This is a genomic window from Streptomyces sp. NPDC102360 (assembly GCF_044766085.1).
GTDB lineage: Bacteria > Actinomycetota > Actinomycetes > Streptomycetales > Streptomycetaceae > Streptomyces.
On sequence record NZ_JBIWLG010000015.1, the window covers coordinates 1 to 18,008 of the forward strand.

The following is an 18,008-nucleotide window of genomic DNA, read 5'->3' on the forward strand; positions in this document are numbered from 1 at the left end:
ACATCGCCGCCCGCGGCTGGTGAATGGGGTCTCCCCTGCTCGAGCGAAGCCGAGAGCTTGGGGAAGGGTCCGCGGGGCCGAGTCACAGGCCCCTGCTCTCACTCTCATCGCGTGAGCGCTGGACGCAGCCGGGCCTCGTCGAAGCCATCGACGACCCGAGCAGCAAGCCCGGGACTTCAGTCCCGGGTAGTTGACGGGCTCACTGGTCGGCCACAGCGACAGCAACGCCGGCGAGGACACCGGCAAGCTGCACGTCACGTACCACCACAACCAGTTCAGCAACGTGTACTCGCGCATCCCGTCCCTGCGCTTCGGCACAGGACACTTCTATGACAACTACGTCACCGGCGCCGACACCGCCGTCCACTCCCGGATGGGCGCGCAGATGTTCGTCGAGAACAACGTCTTCCGTGACACCAAGGTCGCCGTGACCACGAACCGCAGCAGCGACGAGGACGGCTCCGCCCACCTCAGCGGAAACGATCTCGGCGGCGCCGCCACCGAGATCTCCCAGGAGGGCGACTTCACCAAGGCCCCCTACGACTACGCCCTGGAACCGGCCTCCGACGTCGTCGCCTCCGTGTCGGAAGGTGCCGGAGCCGGCAAGCTCTGACCGCTACCGTCCGCGGCCACCGCCACCAGCGGGCGGCGCCGGCGCAGGCCTGTGCGAGGTACTACACCCCAGGGCTTCGCACAGGCAGACCCAGCGCCTCAGCACACTCGATCAAGCGTTTGTCGTACGCCACGAAATGACGCACGGCCGAACCGAGGCTCAGCGCGGCGGCGCAGTGCACGGCGTCGAGGGAGTGCAGGCGCCCCGTGTGCGGAAGCCGTCCGGCACGGTCGAAGACGGCGGGGCGCAGGCGCACGAGGGCGCAGTCGTCGAGCCACTCATCGGCCTCCTGCCGCACTGCCGCCTCCGCGTCGCACGCCGCCAGCGCCCGGCGGAGCTCGGTGCGGGTGAGGTCGCTGGTGAGGACGGTCAGCGACCCTTGCTGTGTCAGCCACTGGTCCAGTGCGTGGCTCTCGGTTTCGGCCTTGAAGAGCTTGATGGCTGCCGAGGTGTCGAGGTAGATCAGCTCCATTACCGGTCGCCCTCCAGCTCGCGCAAGGACTGCAGGGCCTCGCTCGCGACGTCGCCCCGGGGGGATGCCGGGGCACGATGTACCCGAGCGGTCTGCTGTGCCGTGCGCGCGCGGGCCAGCTCGGCCAGGTCGATGAGGCCTTCGGCCGCGGCCTGGTTGATGGCCTCTTCTGCCGGGTCCGGAGGCAGTATCCGAGCCACCGTTTTGCCGTGCCGGGTCACGATGATGGTCTCGCCGTGCTCAAGCCGCTTCAGCACGGCAGCGGCGTTGCGCTGCAGGTCGCGGACAGTGATCGTGATGGAGTCCGACATGTCGTCGCTCATGTCGCACATGATATGGCCATGTCTGTCAATGGTCCATGGCGTGCGTCGGGCGGGGTATGTGTCGGGCGACTACACCCTGGAACCGGCCTCCGACGTCGTCGCCTCCGTGTCGGACGGAGCCGGAGCCGGCAAGCTCTGACCGCTGCCGCCCGCCACCACCAGGGAGCGCCGCCGCCCGCGCAGCGTGACCACGGTGCCGACCGCCGCGAACGCCGCGCACACCGCCAGCAGCGGGATCCCCGACACGCCCCACATCGCCAGGCCCGACCCCGCGAGCAGCGTCACCAGCGCCCACCGCAGGGCCGGGCCCGAGATGCGCGTGGACAACAACGCGCCGCCCACCACGCCCGGGATCGCGCCGATCAGCAGCGTGCCCGCCATGCCGAACGCGACGTCGCCGAAGAGCACGTGGCCGAGGGCCGCCGCCGCGACCACCGGGATGGCCTGTACGAGGTCCGTGCCGACCAGGTGGTTCGCCTTCAGGCGCGGGTGGGCGAGCATCAGCATCACGATGATCAGCGAGCCGGAGCCCACCGACGTCATGCCGACGATGAAGCCGCCGATCAGGCCGATGGCGAGGGTGGCCAGCGGGCGGACCGCCACGTGTGCGTCCTCGGCCTCCTCCGCGCCCGTGCCGCGCCGCGCGTCCAGCCGCATGCGGGCCAGCATCCCGACGACCGCGAGGACGAGCGCGCCGCCGATGACGTACTTCACGCGCTCCTGCAGTTGCTCTCCGTCACCGAGCAGCCCCAGGCAGAGCGCGCCGAGGACCGCAGCGGGCATCGCCGTCGGCAGCAGCCAGCGCACGATGTCCCAGCGTACGGTCCCGGCCCGCTGGTGCACGGCCGCCCCGAAGGGCTTCATGAACACCGAGGTCGCCAGGTCGCTGCCGATCGCGGCCGTCGGGTTGACGCCGAACAGCATCACCATGATCGGTGTCATCAGCGCGCCGCCGCCCATGCCGGTGAGGCCCACTGCCACACCGACGAGCGCACCCGCGACGACTATCGCCCATGAGAAGTCCATGTCGGCGACTGTACGCACCATCCCTATGGGAAAGGTAGGGAAGATCCGTGTGTCCCAGATGCTGGAAGACCCGAGGAGGCTCGAGCAAGATCCACCGCACCGCGCGCCCCGAACGTCCACCACAATGAGCCCATGAGGATCTCCGCCCGCGCCGACTACGCCGTACGTGCCTGCCTGGAAATCACCGTTCATGCCGAGGGGGACGGTGTTCCGATCAAGGCGGAGGCCGTCGCCGCGGCACAGGAGATTCCGCACAAGTTCCTGGAGGGGATCCTCGGCGACCTGCGGCGCGGCTGCATCGTCGTGAGCAAGCGGGGCGGCAACGGCGGCTATCTGCTCGCCCGGCCGGCCGCCGAGATCACCGTCGCCGACGTCGTACGCGCCGTGGAGGGCCCCATCGTCTCGGTGCGCGGCGAGCGGCCCAACGCGCTCAGCTACACGGGCCCCGCCGAACCGCTGCTCCCGCTGTGGGTGGCGCTGCGGGCCAACGTGCGCAAGATCCTGGAGGGCGTCACGCTCGCCGACCTCGCGCACGACCGGCTGCCGGAACCGGTGAAGGAACTGGCCGAGGACCCGGCCGCCTGGCGCAACCCGTGAGTCACGTGCCGACCGAGGTCATCAGCCGGTCCACCGCCGCCGTGCCCGAGCTGTAGGTGGTCCCTCCGCTCAGCTCGGGCACGGCGGCTCCATTCCCGCTCCCCATGAGCGACTCCATACCGGCCACCAGGCGCAGGACGTCCGGTTGGGGTCGCACCACGAGGCGCAGGAAGCTGCTGGACGATCCGATCTTGTTGCCGCACTCGCGCACCAGGACGCCGTGCTCGGCGAGCAGCCGGTCGCGGACCGCCACCCCGTCGACCCCGTCCGGCAGCCGCACGTAGAGGAAGTTCCCCTGCGAGGGGTAGACGGTGAGCGGGCGCAGACGGGAGAGGTGCCAGCGCATGTCCTGGCGGTCGCGGCACACCTGGCGCAGGCTGTCGGCGTACTGCTGGCGGTGCTCGCGGAGCATGAAGACGACCGATTCCGCGAAGGAGTTGAGGTTCCACTTGGGGAGTGCGGAGCGAACCTTCCCCGCCAGGCCCGGGTTCGCGACCAGGTAACCGAAGCGCACCCCGTGCAGGCCGAAGTTCTTGCCGAGGCTGCGCAGCACGATCACGTTCGGGCGGAGGACCGCCTCCTGTACGAGGCTGGGGTCCTGCCCGCCCTCGGCGTCGGCGAAGTCGAGGAACGACTCGTCGATCACGATCAGATCGAGATGCCGCAGCTCGTCGACGAGGGTGAGCAGGGCCCGGCGCGGGAGCAGGCCGCCGTCGGGGTTGTTCGGGTTGCAGACGACGGCGGCCCGCGAGCCGCGCGCGTGGATGAACTCCGCGTACGCGGCCGGGTCGAGCGCGAAGCCGTCGCGCTCGGGCAGCGGGAACATGTCGACCCGCTTGCCCGTCTCCATCGGCTGGTCCGTCCACCGGCCGAACGTCGGAACGGGCACGGCCAGCGACTCACGCACGAGCAGGTGATCGATCCAGGTGATGAGTTCGGTCGAGCCGTTGCCCATCGCGACGGTCTGTGGGTTGAGGCCGAGGACCTGGCACAGCTCGGCGGTGATGTGCTCGGCGCTGCTGGGGTAGTACGTCAGGATCTCGTGCAGCCGGCCGCGCAGCGCGTCCAGCATCGCGGGGGTGGGGAAGTAGGGGTTGCAGGGGATGCAGAAGTCGACGACCCCGCCGTTGTCGCCGCCCGCCCCGGCCCGCGCCAGCTGGCCGTAGGAGGGGGAGTGGGCCGTCGAGCCCTGGAACAGCGAGACGACACTTCCGCTCATCACATGCCTCCCATCGGCCGGTTGTCGGGCATGAGTACGAGGGTGGGGCGGGCGGTGTTCAGCGCGTGGGGCGAATGTGACGTGCGTGACGCGGCAACCCACGCCCCGCCCGCGGCGACTCACCGGCATGAAGGAAGAGACCTCCACACCCAGAGCCCGCGCCCTCCGGGGGCGCCGCCTGCTCCCGGTACTCGCCGCCGCTGCCGCCGCGACCGCATACGCCCTCGTCCCCGGCACCGCCCAGGCCGCCTACCCCGGCTCGGGCGTGCTCACCGGGGACGTCTCGGTGCACGATCCGTCGATGGTCAAGACGGCGAGCGGCTACGTCGTCTACTCCACGCACAACGGCGTCGAGGCCCGCACCTCCACCGACCGCACGGCCTTCAAGCGCGCGGGCGCCGCCTTCACGACGCTCCCGTCGTGGTGGTCGACGTACAACCCCGACAACGACGTGTGGGCGCCGGACGTCTCGTACCACGGCGGCAAGTACCTGATGTACTACGCCGTTTCGACCTTCGGCTCGACCCACTCGGCGATCGGCTTCGCGTCCTCGCCGAGCGGACAGCCGGGCACCTGGACCGACCACGGCGTCGTGCACGCCACGACCACGTCCTCCGGCTACAACGCCATCGACCCGAACCTCTTCGTCGACGGCGACGGCAAGTGGTGGCTGTCGTTCGGGAGTTGGTCCTCCGGCATCAAGATGATCAGGCTCGACCCGTCGACCGGCAAGCAGTACGCCGCCGACAAGACGGTCCGCTCGCTGGCCGCGCGGCCGACCGGGACGAAGGCGGTGGAGGGTCCCGCCGTCGTCAAGCACGGCTCGTACTACTACCTCTTCGCCTCCTACGACACCTGCTGCGCCGGCACCTCGTCCACGTACAAGATCAAGGTGGGCAGGGCGAGTTCGCCCACGGGGCCCTACGTCGACAAGAACGGCGTGCGGATGACGGAGAACGGCGGCACCGAGGTGCTCGCCACGCACGGCAAGTACGTCGGGCCCGGCGGCCAGTCCGTGCTCGCGGACTCCGACGGCGATCTGCTCGTCTACCACTACTACGACGGGACGGACGGCGGGACGCCGAAGATGGGCGTCAACCTGCTGAACTGGGGGAGTGGCTGGCCGGTCGCGTACTGAGAGGCCGCATGACAGTGGGGCCCTACGAGAAGACCTCCTCGTAGGGCCCCACGCTGTACGTCAGACGCCGAACGAGTGCACCGTCGTCGTCCGGTACGTCTCGCCCGGACGCAGCACCGTCGAAGGGAACTTCGGCTGGTTCGGCGAGTCCGGGAAGTGCTGCGTCTCCAGGGCCAGGCCGTCACCCTGCCGGTAGGTGCGCCCCGACTGGCCGACGAGCGTGCCGTCGAGGAAGTTGCCCGAGTAGAACTGCAGGCCCGGCTGGTCCGTGGCGATCTTCAGGCTGCGGCCCGAGGACGGATCGCGCAGCGTCGCCACGAGGACGGGCTTCGCGGTGATGCCCTTGTCCATCACCCAGTTGTGGTCGAAGCCCTTCGCGGTGATCAGCTGCGGGTGGGCGGTGCGGATGTCGCGGCCGATGGGCTTCGCCTTGCGGAAGTCGAACGGGGTGCCCGCGACCTTCGCCAGTTCGCCGGTCGGGATGAGGCCCGCGTCGGTGGGCGTGTAGCGGGAGGCGGCCAGCGACAGCTCGTGGTCGTAGATGGTGCCGCTGCCCTCGCCCGCGAGGTTGTAGTACGTGTGGTTGGTGAGGTTCACGACGGTCGCCTTGTCCGTCGTCGCCTCGTAGTCGATGCGCCAGTCGCCGCGCGCCGTCAGCGTGTACGTGACCGTCGTCTTCAGCGTGCCGGGGTAGCCCATCTCGCCGTCGACGGAGGTGTAGTGCATGTGCAGGCCGACGTCCGGGCCGGAGGTGAAGGGCTCGATGTCCCACACCCGCGTGTTGAAGCCCTTCGCGCCGCCGTGCAGCGAGTTCTCGCCGTCGTTCACGGAGACCTGGTACGCCTTGCCGTCGAGGGTGAACTTCCCCTTGGCGATGCGGTTTCCGTAGCGGCCGATGGTGGCGCCGAAGAACGTGGTGCCGGCGACGTACTCCTCGATGGTGTCGTAGCCGAGGGAGACGTTCACGTACTTGCCGTGGCGGTCCGGGAGTTCGAGCGACTGGACGATGCCGCCGTAGTTCAGGACCTTCAGGCGCGTGCCGCCGTTCTCCAGCGACCAGCGGTAGATCTTCGTGCCGTCGGCGAGCTTGCCGAAGGACTCCTTCACGGGCTTCCTGCTTCCGGAGGTGGTTCCCGATGCGGTTCCCGATGCGTGTGCCGTGCCGCCGAGCGCGGTGGCTGCGACACCGGCCGCCGCGGCGGAGGCCATGACCGTACGTCTGCTCAGTTCCATCTGTGCGGCTCCTGTAATGAGAGGCGAAACCGTGACTACGAACCGGACTTGCGCTTGTTCCACACGTCGAAGCCGACCGCGGCGAGCAGGGCCAGGCCCTTGATCACCGACTGCCAGTCGGAGCCGACGCCGAGCAGGTTCATGCCGTTGTTCAGCACGCCGAGGACGAGACCGCCGATGATCGCGCCGAGGATGGTGCCGACGCCTCCGCTCATCGACGCGCCGCCGATGAACGACGCGGCGATCGCCTCGAGTTCGAAGTTGAGCCCCGCCTTCGGCGAGGCCGCGTTCAGGCGGGCCGCGACGACCAGACCCGCCAGGGCCGCGAGCACGCCCATGTTCAGGAAGACGTAGAAGGTGACCTTCTTGTCCTTCACGCCGGAGAGCTTCGCCGCCGGAAGGTTGCCGCCGATCGCGTAGATGTGCCGGCCGAAGATCGAGTTGCGCATCACGTAGCCGTAGCCGACCACGAGGACGCCGAGGATGATCAGGACGATCGGCGTGCCCTTGTAGCTGGAGAGCAGCAGCGTCACGACTGCGATCGCCGCGACGATCGCGACCAGCTTCAGCACGAACAGGTTGAACGGAACGACGTCCAGGGAGAACTCGCGCTGCCTGCGCCGGTCCCGCATCTCCTGCCAGACCACGGCGGCGGCCAGCACGACACCGAGCAGCAGCGTGAGGTTGTGGTAGTTCGTGTTCGGGCCGACGGCCGGCAGGAAGCCGTTGCCGATCTTCTGGAGCCCGTCGGGGAACGGGCCGAGCGTCTGACCCTTGAGCAGGATCTCGGTGAGCCCGCGCCACACCAGCATGCCGGCCAGGGTCACGATGAACGACGGTATGCCGCCGTACGCGATGAGCCAGCCCTGGATGGAACCGGCGATGCCGCCCATCACCAGGCAGAGGATCACGGCGACGGGCCAGGAGATGGCGTGGCTGACCGTGAGCACCGCGGCCATCGATCCGACGAAGGCCGTCAACGACCCGACGGACAGGTCGATATGGCCCGCGATGATCACCAGCATCATGCCGATCGCGAGGATCAGGATGTAGCTGTTCTGCAGCACCAGGTTGGAGACGTTGCGCGGCAGGATCAGGTCGCCGTCGGTCCACACGGCGAAGACGGCGACCAGCAGACCGAGCGCGATCAGCATCCCGTACTGGCGCATGTTGCGGCGCATGCCGTCGACGACGAGCTGGAGCAGCCCGCCACCGGCCGCGTCGCCGGCCTTGCGCGGCGGCGGCGGTGGCGCGTCCGCCGGGACCTTGCTCGTGACGTTCGTGCTCATCGCGCTACCTCTTTGTCCTTCGTCATCAGGCGCATCAGCGATTCCTGCGTCGCCTCGGCGCGCGGCACCTCGCCGGTCAGGCGGCCCGCGGCCATCGTGTAGATGCGGTCGCACATGCCGAGCAGCTCGGGCAGCTCGGAGGAGATGAAGACGACCGCCTTGCCCTCGGCCGCGAGCTTGTCGATGACCGTGTAGATCTCGTACTTGGCGCCGACGTCGATGCCACGCGTCGGCTCGTCGAGGATCAGCACATCGGGGCCCGCGAAGATCCACTTGCTGAGGACGACCTTCTGCTGGTTGCCGCCCGACAGCTTGCCCGCCGGCTCGAACACCGTCGGGGCCTTGATGTTCATCGACTTGCGGTAGCCCTCGGCGACCTGCCGCTCCTCGTGCTCGTCGACGATCCCGCGCTTGGCGACCTTGCCCAGGGCGCTCATCGTGATGTTGCGGCCGATGGTGTCGATCAGGTTGAGGCCGTAGTGCTTGCGGTCCTCGGTGACGTACGCGATCCCGTGCCCGACGGCGTCGGAGACGTGCCGCGTACTGATTTCCTTGCCGTCCTTGAGGACCACGCCACCGTCGTACCGGCCGTAGGTACGCCCGAAGACGTTCATCGCCAGCTCGGTGCGGCCCGCGCCCATGAGACCCGCGATGCCGACGATCTCGCCGCGGCGCACGGTGAGCGAGACGTCGTCGACGACCTTGCGCTCGCGGTCGATGGGGTGGCGCACCGTCCAGTTGCGGATCTCCATGGCCGGCGCCGCGCCCGCCTCCGGGTGGTGCGGCGTGCGGTCGGGGAAGCGGTTGTCCAGGTCCCGGCCGACCATGCCGGAGATGATCCGGTCCTCGGTGGTCTCCGGGGCCCGCACATCGAGGGTCTCGACGGTCCGCCCGTCGCGCAGGATCGTCACCGAGTCGGCGACCTTGCGGATCTCGTTCAGCTTGTGCGAGATGATGATCGAGGTGATGCCCTGGTCCTTCAGCTCCAGGATCAGATCGAGGAGCGTGTCGGAGTCCTCGTCGTTCAGGGAGGCCGTCGGCTCGTCCAGGATGAGCAGCTTCACTTCCTTGGCGAGCGCCTTGGCGATCTCCACGAGCTGCTGCTTGCCCACCCCGATGTCGGTGACGCGGGTGTTGGGGTTCTCGTTCAGTCCCACGCGGCGCAGTTGCCGCGTGGCGTGCCCGAGCGTCTCGTGCCAGTTGATGAAGCCGCGGCTCGCGTGCTCGTTGCCGAGGAACATGTTCTCGGCGATCGACAGGAACGGCACGAGCGCCAGTTCCTGGTGGATGATGACGATGCCGCGCTTCTCGGACGCGTTGATGTCCTTGAACTCGCAGTGCTCTCCGTCGAAGAGGATGTCCCCCTCGTAACTCCCGTGCGGGTGGACGCCGGAGAGCACCTTCATGAGGGTGGACTTTCCGGCGCCGTTCTCCCCGCAGATGGCGTGGACCTCGCCGGGACGGACGCTCAGGGAGACGTCCGACAGCGCCTTGACGCCGGGAAAGGTCTTGACGATCGAGCGCATTTCCAGGACGGGTCCCGCCATGGTCGTGCCCTTCTTACTAGTTGCTGGTGAGCGAAGACGGTCTGCTGAGTCGCGCGGCCTACTTCAGGCCCAGGTCGGACTTGGTGTAGTAGCCGCTGTCGATCAGGGTCTTCTGGTAGTTGGTCTTGTCGACGCTGACCGGGGTCAGCAGGTACGACGGGACGACCTTGGCGCCGTTGTCGTACGTCTTGGTGTCGTTGACCTTGGGCTTCTTGTCGTTGAGCACGTCGTCGACCATGTCCACCGACACCTCGGCGAGCTTGCGGGTGTCCTTGTAGACGGTCGCGTACTGCTGGCCCGCGATGATCGACTTCACGGAGGCGACCTCGGCGTCCTGACCCGAGACCACCGGCAGCGGCTTGGCCTTCGTGCCGTAGTCGTCGGACTTCAGGGCGGACAGGATGCCGATGGAGATGCCGTCGTACGGCGAGAGCACCGCGTCGACCTTCGTGCTCTTGTACGTGGAGGTCAGGATGTCGTCCATGCGCTTCTGCGCGGTGGCGCCGTCCCAGCGCAGCGTCGTGACCTGGTTGAGCTTGGTCTGACCGGACTTCACGACGAGCTGCTTCTTGTCGATGTACGGCTTGAGCACGGACATCGCGCCGTTGAAGAAGTACTTGGTGTTGTTGTCGTCGTTGGAGCCGGCGAACAGCTCCAGGTTGAACGGGCCCTTCTTGCCGCTGTCGAGGCCCAGCTTCTTGACGATCGCGCCGGCCTGCAGCTCGCCGACCTTCTCGTTGTCGAACGTCGCGTAGTAGTCGACGTTCTTCGAGTCCAGGATCAGGCGGTCGTACGCGATCACCGGAATGTTCGCGTCCTTCGCCTCCTGGAGCACGTTGGTGAGCGACTTGTTGTCGATCGAGGCGACGATCAGCGCCGAGACACCCTGGGTGATCATGTTCTCGATCTGCGAGACCTGCTGGTCGGGGTCGTCCTCACCGAACGCCAGCTTGGTCTTGTAACCCTTCGCCTTCAGCGACTTGACAACGTTGTTGCCGTCGGCGATCCACCGCTCGGAGGACTTGGTCGGCATCGCGATGCCGACGGTAGAGCCCTTCGCGCTCTTCTTCTCGTCCTTGCTCCCGCCCTCGCCGCTCTGGCCGCAGGCGGACAGGGCGAGCGCGAGAGAGGCGGAAGCGGCTATCGCGGTGAGAACGGCTCGGCGGTTTCGCATGGTCATCATCCTTGATGTGTGAGTGCACAACTGCGGGCGGTGCGAAGTCCCCTGTGCGGAGCGTGGGTTGACCGAGTGGAGATGCGTTGGATTCTGCGCGGCCCTGTCCAGTTCTGGGAAGTTCCGCGCCCGGAACGTTATTGGCCCGTGTCGAACCGGCTCAGCGCCCCCGGCAGCCGTGAGCCCAGCGGGGACATCCCGCCGTCGGCCCCGTGCCGCTCCAGCAGGTCGAGCGCGAGCCGTCCCCGGCGCACCCGCTCGCGGGCGGTGTCCAGGGTGACGTCGCGCAGCTGGGCCCCGTACGGGTAGATGGCCGGCGCCTTGGCGAGCCCGAACTTCAGGTACAACGGGGCGCCGCGGCGGACCAGTTCGGCGATCTCGTACATCCGGACATAGCCGCCGAGGTCGTCGGGCGCCTCGACGTACATGTCCATGGGCGCGCCGGAGACCCGCCGAATCTCGGTGAGATGCGCGGGCGTCAGATCACTCGGCACATTCAGCGAGTCGGCCCCGAGCCGCTCGTACACGGCGTACGAGGCGGGGTTCACGGGCCCGACGAGCGCGGACACCTTCAGTGTCGTGTCGGCCGGGATGATCCCCTGGCTACGCGCCCTGTGCAGCGTCCACAGCACGCCCTCGTCGGCGACGAGCAGGCACTTCACGCCCAGCTCCGTCGCCCGCACGGCGTCCTCGACGCATCCGGCGACGGCGTCGTGCCCACGGGCGCGCAGCCCCGCGCCGCCGGAGTCGGTCCGTACGGAGGCGCCGGTGTCCCAGCTGCCGCGCGGCCCGGTGAACAGGCAGAGCTCGATGTCGCGTTCGGCGGTCGCCTCGACCATCTCCTGGATCTCGGCGTCCCGCAGCATCCAGATGCCGCTGCCCTGGCTGATCCGGTGAATGGGCACGTCGAGCCGGGACGCCTCCTTGAGCACGACCCCGACGGCCTCCGGCCCTTCGACCGACGGAACCTCGGTCCGCCAGGTACCACCGTCGGGGAAGGCGTGGGGGGAGACGTCGGCGTCCTGCCGGTCGGGACCACTCAGTCCGAGCGCGGAGAGCGCGGGTTCGCCGGGTCGGCGGGGTGTGTCGGTCACGGTGTTCCTTTACAGGTTGTTCGATATTTCGGACTAGGTTCGGACGGGTTAAGCCCCTGCGGCGATTGAGGAGCGGGGTGTGGGGCAGAGCCCCACAAGACCCCGGTGCCGCAGGACTTCCGTGTGGCTAGGGCCGCAACAACACCTTGCCCACCGCAGGGTCCCCCGCCCCCACCCACTCGATCGCCTCGGCAAACCGCTCCAACGGCACCTCGTGCGTGACGAGCGGCAACGGATCCAACAACCCCGCCCCGAACATCCGCACCGCATGCCCCCACGCATCCGCCGCCGCCCCGAACACCGTCCGCACCTCCAGCTGCCGCACCACGAGATCCGTGGGGTCGAGCCCCTCCGCAGCCCCGGCCGCCGGAATCCCGGTGAGCACGAGCCGCCCGCCCCGCCGCAGCAACGACGCGGCGGTACGCGCCGCGGAGGCGGACCCGGCGGTCTCGATGACGACGTCGAGATCGTCCGGCAGCACGTCCGTACGCAGCCGGAAGTCGGTGCCGCCGAACTGCCGCGACAGAGCCTCGCGTTCGCCCCGCGTGCCGACCACCACCAGCTCCGCCGGCGAGGCAGCCGCGAGGAACTGCACGGCGAACATCCCGAGCGTTCCGGTCCCGACCACACCCACCCGCTGACCGGGCACCGCCTCCGCCTTGAGCGCGGCGGCGGCGATGCACGCGGCGGGTTCGAGCAGCGCGGCAGCGGTGAGGTCGGCATCGTCGGGCAACACGTGCAACAGCCGCGCCGGGAGCGTCAACGTCGCGGCCATGGCTCCCGGTTGAGTGAACCCGGTCTCCTCGTACCCGTCGGTGCACAGCGTCGTCTCACCGGCATGGCACCGCGCGCACACCTGGCAGTTCCGGAACCCTTCGCCGACGACCTTGCGCCCGGCCAGGGACTCCGGCACCCCTGCGCCCACCGCGTCCACGACGCCGGACCACTCGTGCCCCGGCGTCAGCGGGTAACGCACGTACCCCTCGGGCCTGTTGCCCTGGTACACCTCGCGGTCGCTGCCGCAGATCCCCACGGCGTGCACCCGCACCCGCGCCTCGCCGGGCCCGGGTGCCACCGGCTCGTGCGACACCACCCGGTGCTTGCCCGGCGCCTCGACGACGACGGCGGAGCTCACGACGCCGCCTTCGGGTCGCGCTTCTCCCAGCCCTCGGCCCACAGGTCGAACCGGGCCTGCTGCTGCGGGAATTCGGCGGCGGCGTCGACATCGAGCTCGACGCCGAGCCCCGGCTCGTGGGACAGCTCGAAGTAGCCGTCGACGACCTTCGGCGCGCCCTTCACGACCTTCTTGATCTCGGCGTCCGCGAAGTCGTTGAAGTGCTCGAGAATCTTGAAGTTGGGCGTGGAGAAACCCACCTGGAGAGAGGCAGCCGTGAGCACGGGCCCACCCACATTGTGCGGAGCCACCAGCATGTAATGCGTCTCCGCCGTGGCGGCCAGCTTCCGCGTCTCCCAGATGCCGCCGATGTGGCCGACGTCCGGCTGCAGGATGTCGACGGCCTGGCTCTCGAACAGCTCCCGGAACTCGATCCGGTCGTGGATCCGCTCACCGGTCGCCACCGGCATCTCCACCTTCGCGGCCACCTTCTCCAGCGCCTTGAGGTTCTCCGGCGGCACCGGCTCCTCCAGCCACGCCGGGTTGAACGGCGCCAGGTCGCGGGCGAGCCGGATCGCCGTGGCGGGGGAGAACCGCCCGTGCATCTCCAGCATCAGCTCGGCCTCGGGCCCGATGGCGTCGCGCACGGCCTCGATCAACGACACCGCGTACAGGGACTGTTCGTGGTCGAGCTCGAAGTGTCCGGTGCCGAACGGGTCGATCTTCAGCGCCTTGTACCCGCGTTCCACCACCGCCTGTGCGGCCTTGTGGTAGGCCTCCGGGGTCCGCTCGGTGGTGTACCAGCCGTTCGCGTACGCCTTGACCTTGTCGGTCACCTTGCCGCCGAGCAGCTGCCACACCGGTACGCCGAGGGCCTTGCCCTTGATGTCCCAGCAGGCCATCTCGATCACGGCGATGCCGGACATGACGATCTCGCCGGCCCGGCCGTAGTCGCCGTACTTCATCCTCCGTACGAGGTCCTCGACGGCGAACGGATCGGACCCGACAATGTGGTTGGCCTGGGCCTCGTGCAAGTAGCCGATGAGCGCGTCGGTGTGGCCCAGCATCCGGGTCTCGCCGACACCGGTGAGTCCTTCGTCGGTGTGCACCTGTACGTAGGTCAGGTTCCGCCACGGAGTCCCGACCACGTGCGTGCTGATTCCCGTGATCCGCAAGGCAGTTGCCCCCTGTGCTGTTCGAAATTTCGTCACACGTTCGAAATGCTGGCGTGACAGTAAATCGGCCCTCCCGGGGTGTCAATGGTTCGCGCAGGTCCGCGCGTTCGGCCCGCATGGGTCGGGGATCGGTCGGCGATCGGTCGGGCGCGGTCGCATTCCGTGCAGAAGATTCACAGCTTGGACTTTTTCCCTCACCGACCCTGCGCCTAGCCTCCGTTGGTCATGGACGACTACTGCCATCCGTGCCACAGGCACCTCAACGGCGCGCTGGCCTGCCCGGGTTGCGGCACGCCGGTCGACGCCGTGCGTGCGTACGGGGCGTCGATCGCCGCGCAAGAAGGGGCGGCCGAAGAGGAGTCGGGCCGTGCGGGCGCACCGGTCCGGGCACGCGGCCGGCGCCGCGCGCACCGCTCGACACGCCGCTCCGCGCGCTCCCGGCGGCGGGGGCGCGTCCTCCTCGCCACAGCGGGGATCGCGCTGGTCGCGGGCGGCGTCGGCCTCGGCGTCGCTCAGCTGGGCCAGGACCCCGCCGGGGGCGGTTCGCACACCCAGGCGGCGCCCGATACGTCGGCGGCGCCCACGGAGGGCGCCGACACCGTGTCCCCCTCCGCCACGGCCGAACGCTCCACCCCGCCCGCGTCCCGCGCCTCGCGTACGTCATCGGCCCCCGCGTCGGCGCCGCCGCGACCGGAGCGCACGCGGACCTCGGGCCCGGTGGACGCCGAGGCGACACACCGCGCGACACGGCCCGCCCCGGCCACGTCCGCGCCCCGCTCCTCCGCGAGCTCCGGACCGGCGCCCTCGGCCTCCCGCTCCTCGTCCGCCACGCCTACGGCCGAGCCGGACCCGTCGGCCATGTGCGAGCGCTTCCTGTGGTGGTGTACGTAGGGCCGATCTCGGCAGGTGGTCCGGACGGGGCCGGTCTCAGTCCGCGCCGAGCATCCGCCGCAGCATGCCGCGGAACGCCACCCGCTCCTCCTGCGACAACCCGGCCAGCGGCTCCCGGGCGAAGTCGAGGGACTCGCGCAGGGCCCGCGCGATCCGCCGCCCCTCCACGGTGAGGGCGGCCACCTTCACCCGCCGGTCGCCCGGTGAGGGCTGCCGCTCCACGAGACCGCGGGCCTCCAGGCGGTCCACGATGCCCGTCACGTTCGACGGCTCGCACTTCAGTCGCGTCGCCACCTGCCGCATCGGCAGCGGCTCCAGCGCCAGCAGCCCGAGCACGCGCGCCTGCGCCCCGGTCAGCCCGTGCCGCGAGGCGGCCTCCTCGTACTCCTGGTGGTAGCGCGCGACGACTTCCCCGATCAGCTCTACGACCTGAAGGGTGAGGGGGTCCGTGCGGGGGGTACGTGTTGCGGCCATGGGGCACAGCGTACCGAGTTACTTGACATCATGAAATATTCAGGAGCATTGTTGTTTCAGGTACTGAAGTATTTTTCGCATGCTTCGGCCCACGTGCTTCCGCCCCCTCGACAAAGGATCAGCGCATGACCGCCGACACCCCCCAGATCCCCGCCACCGGCCGCGAGTGGACCCTGGTCAGCCGCCCCGTCGGGTGGCCGCAGCCCGAGGACTTCGAGCTGCGCGAGGCCCCGGTGGTCGAGCCGGGCCCCGGCCAGGTCCTCGTCAAGAACCTGTACGTCTCCGTGGACCCGTACATGCGCGGCCGGATGAGCGCCGCGAAGTCCTACGTCGCCCCGTACGAGCTGGGCGAGCCCATGCAGGCCGGCGCCGTCGGTGTCGTCCTGGCCTCGAACGACGAGGGCGTGGCCGTCGGCGACCACGTGCTGCACTTCTTCGGCTGGCGCGAGTACGCGACGTTCGACGCGAAGCAGGCCGTGAAGGTCGACCCGGACGCCGCGCCCCTGTCCACGTACCTCGGTGTTCTCGGCATGACGGGCCTCACCGCCTACGCGGGCCTGCTGCGCACGCTGGACTTCAAGGAGGGCGACAGCGTCTTCGTCTCCGGCGCCGCGGGCGCGGTCGGCGGCCAGGTCGGCCAGATCGCCAAGCTCAAGGGCGCTTCGCGGGTCATCGGCTCGGCCGGCTCGGACGAGAAGGTCAAGCTGCTCCTGGAGGAGTACGGCTTCGACGCCGCCTTCAACTACAAGACGGGCGACGTCCACACGCTCCTGAAGGAGGCCGCTCCCGACGGTGTCGACGTCTACTTCGACAACGTCGGCGGTGACCACCTGGAGGCCGCCATCGCCCGCCTGAACCGCGACGGCCGCATCGCCATCTGCGGCGCGATCTCCGTCTACAACAGCACGGAGCCGGCCCCCGGCCCGCGCAACCTCTCCCGCCTCATCCAGACCCGCGGCCGCATCGAGGGCTTCCTCGTCGGCGACCACTACGACCTGCAGCCGCAGTTCGTGCAGGAGGTCGGCGCGTGGGTGCGCTCCGGCGAGCTGAAGTACCGCGAGACGTTCGTCGAGGGCATCGAGAACAACCTGGAGGCGTTCCTCGGGGTACTGCGCGGCGACAACACCGGAAAGATGATCGTCAAGCTCTGAATCTCTGCGTTCCAGTGCCGGGGGAGTGACCCCCGCCACACCCGTTGATTCCATGATTCGGTAACCTCGTTCCGCTAACCGAAAGAATCACCCGCGCGAACGAGGGAGCCGGTCATGGCCATCACGCAGTCGGACGTCGTCTACACCGCCACCGCCACCGCGGAGAACGGCCGCGACGGCCGCGTCTCCACCAGCGACGGCAAGCTCGACCTCGTCGTCAACCCGCCCAAGGAGCAGGGCGGCTCCGGCGAGGGCACCAACCCCGAGCAGCTCTTCGCGGCCGGCTACAGCGCCTGCTTCCAGGGCGCGCTCGCCGTCGTCGCCCGCCAGGAGGGTGCCGACGTCTCCGGCTCGACCGTCACCGCCAACGTCGGCATCGGCAAGAACGACGACGGCTTCGGCATCATCGTCGAGATCTCCGCCGCGATCCCGAACGTGGACGCTGCCGCCGCCAAGTCCCTGATCGAGAAGGCCCACCAGGTCTGCCCGTACTCCAAGGCGACCCGCGGCAACATCACGGTCACGCTCTCCGTCTGAGCCTGATCCCCGTACTTTTCGGGGGCCGGGGCCCGTCCCGTAAGGTTTGCGCCATGCGTGATCTCGGGGCGGGCTTCGGCTATTTGATGAAGGGGCAGCGTTGGGTTGCCCAGCACGGAAAGCAGTACGGCTGGAGCCTGCTGCCAGGGTTGATCACCCTCGTCCTGTACGCGGCGGCGCTGGTCTGCCTCGGCGTCTGGGGCGGCGACTTCGTCTCCTGGACCACCCCGTTCGCCGACGACTGGACGTCCCCGTGGCAGGGCCTGTTCCGCGGCTTCCTCACGGCGGTCCTGTTCGCCCTCGCCCTGCTTCTCGCGGTGCTCACCTTCACCGCGGTGACCCTGCTGATCGGCCAGCCCTTCTACGAGTCGCTGTCCGAGGAGGTCGACCGGACCGAGAGCGGCGGGCACGCGCCGGAGTCCGGCCTCCCGCTCTGGCGCGAACTGTGGATCTCGACGCGTGACAGCCTGCGGCTGCTCGTGCGCGCCGCCCTCTGGGCGATCCTCCTCTTCGCGCTCGGATTCATCCCCTTCGTGGGCCAGACCGTGGTCCCGGTCATCGGCTTCTTCGTCACCGGCTACTTCCTCACGGAGGAGCTGACGTCGGTGGCGTGGCAGCGCCGGGGTCGTGAAGTCCGGGAGCGACTGGCCCTGTTGCGCTCGCGCAAGGGACTGGCGTGGGGCTTCGGCACGCCGCTCGCGCTCGCGTTCCTCGTGCCGTTCGTCGCGGTGTTCCTGATGCCGGGGGCGGTGGCCGGCGCGACGTTGATGGTGCGGGAGCTGGAGGGCGAGCCGCAGGCCCAGGACCCGGCACGCGCGCAGGCCCAGGGCTCCAACGCGCAGTGGCCGGCCGCGTACGGCCAGGGCCACCCGGCCCCTCATGGCCAGGGTCAGGGCGCGCAGTGGTCCGGCCCGCACGACCAGGGTCAGGCCAACTAGCCC

At 69.2% G+C, this 18,008-nt stretch carries 17 protein-coding genes and 2 pseudogenes; 6 read left to right on the plus strand and 13 right to left on the minus strand.

The window, feature by feature from the left end; genetic code table 11:
* Positions 1 to 196: 196 nt before the first annotated feature.
* Positions 197 to 613 (plus strand): annotated as a pseudogene (locus ACIRHA_RS37635) (pectate lyase); the annotation flags it as partial.
* A 61-nt stretch (positions 614 to 674) separates the two neighbouring features.
* On the opposite strand, the gene ACIRHA_RS37640 reads toward ACIRHA_RS37635, so the two are convergent.
* From ACIRHA_RS37640 to ACIRHA_RS37650, 3 genes are all read right to left on the minus strand, one after another.
* Positions 675 to 1,085, minus strand: a complete 411-nt coding sequence (locus ACIRHA_RS37640; protein ID WP_403855355.1) for a type II toxin-antitoxin system VapC family toxin — start codon at positions 1,083 to 1,085, stop codon at positions 675 to 677.
* Entirely contained in the window at positions 1,085 to 1,408 is a 324-nt protein-coding gene (locus ACIRHA_RS37645) for a type II toxin-antitoxin system Phd/YefM family antitoxin (protein ID WP_403855357.1), read from the minus strand. The genes ACIRHA_RS37640 and ACIRHA_RS37645 overlap by 1 nt, the downstream gene beginning before the upstream one ends.
* 69 nt (positions 1,409 to 1,477) lie before the next feature.
* Positions 1,478 to 2,434, minus strand: coding sequence for a sulfite exporter TauE/SafE family protein (locus ACIRHA_RS37650; protein WP_403855359.1), 957 nt, complete (start codon positions 2,432 to 2,434; stop codon positions 1,478 to 1,480).
* Positions 2,435 to 2,566: 132 nt separating this feature from the next.
* Here ACIRHA_RS37650 and ACIRHA_RS37655 point away from each other — a divergent pair, with 132 nt between their 5' ends.
* On the plus strand, positions 2,567 to 3,031 hold the full coding sequence (locus tag ACIRHA_RS37655) for an RrF2 family transcriptional regulator (RefSeq protein WP_403855361.1): 465 nt from the start codon (positions 2,567 to 2,569) through the stop codon (positions 3,029 to 3,031).
* 16 nt (positions 3,032 to 3,047) lie between these two features.
* Here the strand turns inward: ACIRHA_RS37655 and ACIRHA_RS37660 are convergent.
* Positions 3,048 to 4,250 (minus strand): annotated as a pseudogene (locus ACIRHA_RS37660) (pyridoxal phosphate-dependent aminotransferase); the annotation flags it as partial.
* 127 nt (positions 4,251 to 4,377) lie between these two features.
* On the opposite strand from ACIRHA_RS37660, the gene ACIRHA_RS37665 reads away from it, so the two are divergent.
* On the plus strand, positions 4,378 to 5,388 hold the full coding sequence (locus ACIRHA_RS37665) for an arabinan endo-1,5-alpha-L-arabinosidase (protein ID WP_403855363.1): 1,011 nt from the start codon (positions 4,378 to 4,380) through the stop codon (positions 5,386 to 5,388).
* A 60-nt stretch (positions 5,389 to 5,448) separates the two neighbouring features.
* On the opposite strand, the gene ACIRHA_RS37670 is transcribed toward ACIRHA_RS37665, so the two are convergent.
* The 9 genes from ACIRHA_RS37670 to ACIRHA_RS37710 form a co-directional block, all read right to left on the minus strand.
* A complete protein-coding gene (locus tag ACIRHA_RS37670) occupies positions 5,449 to 6,621 on the minus strand; it encodes an aldose epimerase family protein (RefSeq protein WP_403855365.1) in 1,173 nt (390 codons plus the stop codon).
* 35 nt (positions 6,622 to 6,656) lie between these two features.
* Entirely contained in the window at positions 6,657 to 7,910 is a 1,254-nt protein-coding gene (gene mmsB / locus ACIRHA_RS37675; protein ID WP_403855366.1) for a multiple monosaccharide ABC transporter permease, read from the minus strand.
* Positions 7,907 to 9,457 carry a multiple monosaccharide ABC transporter ATP-binding protein gene (gene mmsA / locus ACIRHA_RS37680; protein WP_403855367.1) on the minus strand — a complete coding sequence of 517 codons (1,551 nt, stop codon included), beginning with the start codon at positions 9,455 to 9,457 and terminating at the stop codon, positions 7,907 to 7,909. Before mmsA ends, mmsB begins: the two co-directional genes overlap by 4 nt.
* A gap of 58 nt (positions 9,458 to 9,515) precedes the next feature.
* Positions 9,516 to 10,631, minus strand: a complete 1,116-nt coding sequence (chvE, locus tag ACIRHA_RS37685; protein WP_403855369.1) for a multiple monosaccharide ABC transporter substrate-binding protein — start codon at positions 10,629 to 10,631, stop codon at positions 9,516 to 9,518.
* A 137-nt stretch (positions 10,632 to 10,768) separates the two neighbouring features.
* Complete coding sequence (locus ACIRHA_RS37690) at positions 10,769 to 11,725, minus strand: hypothetical protein (protein WP_403855371.1); 957 nt, start codon at positions 11,723 to 11,725, stop codon at positions 10,769 to 10,771.
* A gap of 127 nt (positions 11,726 to 11,852) precedes the next feature.
* Entirely contained in the window at positions 11,853 to 12,860 is a 1,008-nt protein-coding gene (locus ACIRHA_RS37695; RefSeq protein WP_403855372.1) for a zinc-binding dehydrogenase, read from the minus strand.
* Positions 12,857 to 14,014, minus strand: a complete 1,158-nt coding sequence (locus ACIRHA_RS37700; protein WP_403855374.1) for a mandelate racemase/muconate lactonizing enzyme family protein — start codon at positions 14,012 to 14,014, stop codon at positions 12,857 to 12,859. Before ACIRHA_RS37700 ends, ACIRHA_RS37695 begins: the two co-directional genes overlap by 4 nt.
* A gap of 512 nt (positions 14,015 to 14,526) precedes the next feature.
* Positions 14,527 to 14,874, minus strand: a complete 348-nt coding sequence (locus tag ACIRHA_RS37705; RefSeq protein ID WP_403855376.1) for a hypothetical protein — start codon at positions 14,872 to 14,874, stop codon at positions 14,527 to 14,529.
* A 67-nt stretch (positions 14,875 to 14,941) separates the two neighbouring features.
* Positions 14,942 to 15,379, minus strand: coding sequence for a MarR family winged helix-turn-helix transcriptional regulator (locus ACIRHA_RS37710; protein WP_403855378.1), 438 nt, complete (start codon positions 15,377 to 15,379; stop codon positions 14,942 to 14,944).
* Between the two features lie 125 nt (positions 15,380 to 15,504).
* Here ACIRHA_RS37710 and ACIRHA_RS37715 point away from each other — a divergent pair, with 125 nt between their 5' ends.
* From ACIRHA_RS37715 to ACIRHA_RS37725, 3 genes are all read left to right on the plus strand, one after another.
* Complete coding sequence (locus ACIRHA_RS37715; RefSeq protein ID WP_403855380.1) at positions 15,505 to 16,530, plus strand: NADP-dependent oxidoreductase; 1,026 nt, start codon at positions 15,505 to 15,507, stop codon at positions 16,528 to 16,530.
* Between the two features lie 114 nt (positions 16,531 to 16,644).
* The gene (locus ACIRHA_RS37720) at positions 16,645 to 17,067 is read left to right on the plus strand and encodes an organic hydroperoxide resistance protein (RefSeq protein WP_403855382.1); all 423 of its coding nucleotides are present in this window, start codon (positions 16,645 to 16,647) and stop codon (positions 17,065 to 17,067) included.
* Between the two features lie 53 nt (positions 17,068 to 17,120).
* Entirely contained in the window at positions 17,121 to 18,005 is an 885-nt protein-coding gene (locus tag ACIRHA_RS37725; RefSeq protein WP_403855384.1) for an EI24 domain-containing protein, read from the plus strand.
* Positions 18,006 to 18,008: the final 3 nt, after the last annotated feature.

What these genes read in the sequence shown, in the direction of transcription:
- ACIRHA_RS37640 (WP_403855355.1), bottom strand. Translation starts at nt 1,085, where the DNA reads ATGGAGCTGATCTACCTCGACACCTCGGCAGCCATCAAGCTCTTCAAG.
- ACIRHA_RS37645 (WP_403855357.1), bottom strand. Translation starts at nt 1,408, where the DNA reads ATGAGCGACGACATGTCGGACTCCATCACGATCACTGTCCGCGACCTG.
- ACIRHA_RS37650 (WP_403855359.1), bottom strand. Translation starts at nt 2,434, where the DNA reads ATGGACTTCTCATGGGCGATAGTCGTCGCGGGTGCGCTCGTCGGTGTG.
- ACIRHA_RS37655 (WP_403855361.1), top strand. Translation starts at nt 2,567, where the DNA reads ATGAGGATCTCCGCCCGCGCCGACTACGCCGTACGTGCCTGCCTGGAA.
- ACIRHA_RS37665 (WP_403855363.1), top strand. Translation starts at nt 4,378, where the DNA reads ATGAAGGAAGAGACCTCCACACCCAGAGCCCGCGCCCTCCGGGGGCGC.
- ACIRHA_RS37670 (WP_403855365.1), bottom strand. Translation starts at nt 6,621, where the DNA reads ATGGAACTGAGCAGACGTACGGTCATGGCCTCCGCCGCGGCGGCCGGT.
- mmsB (WP_403855366.1), bottom strand. Translation starts at nt 7,910, where the DNA reads ATGAGCACGAACGTCACGAGCAAGGTCCCGGCGGACGCGCCACCGCCG.
- mmsA (WP_403855367.1), bottom strand. Translation starts at nt 9,457, where the DNA reads ATGGCGGGACCCGTCCTGGAAATGCGCTCGATCGTCAAGACCTTTCCC.
- chvE (WP_403855369.1), bottom strand. Translation starts at nt 10,631, where the DNA reads ATGCGAAACCGCCGAGCCGTTCTCACCGCGATAGCCGCTTCCGCCTCT.
- ACIRHA_RS37705 (WP_403855376.1), bottom strand. Translation starts at nt 14,874, where the DNA reads ATGGCCGACGGGTCCGGCTCGGCCGTAGGCGTGGCGGACGAGGAGCGG.
- ACIRHA_RS37710 (WP_403855378.1), bottom strand. Translation starts at nt 15,379, where the DNA reads ATGGCCGCAACACGTACCCCCCGCACGGACCCCCTCACCCTTCAGGTC.
- ACIRHA_RS37715 (WP_403855380.1), top strand. Translation starts at nt 15,505, where the DNA reads ATGACCGCCGACACCCCCCAGATCCCCGCCACCGGCCGCGAGTGGACC.
- ACIRHA_RS37720 (WP_403855382.1), top strand. Translation starts at nt 16,645, where the DNA reads ATGGCCATCACGCAGTCGGACGTCGTCTACACCGCCACCGCCACCGCG.
- ACIRHA_RS37725 (WP_403855384.1), top strand. Translation starts at nt 17,121, where the DNA reads ATGCGTGATCTCGGGGCGGGCTTCGGCTATTTGATGAAGGGGCAGCGT.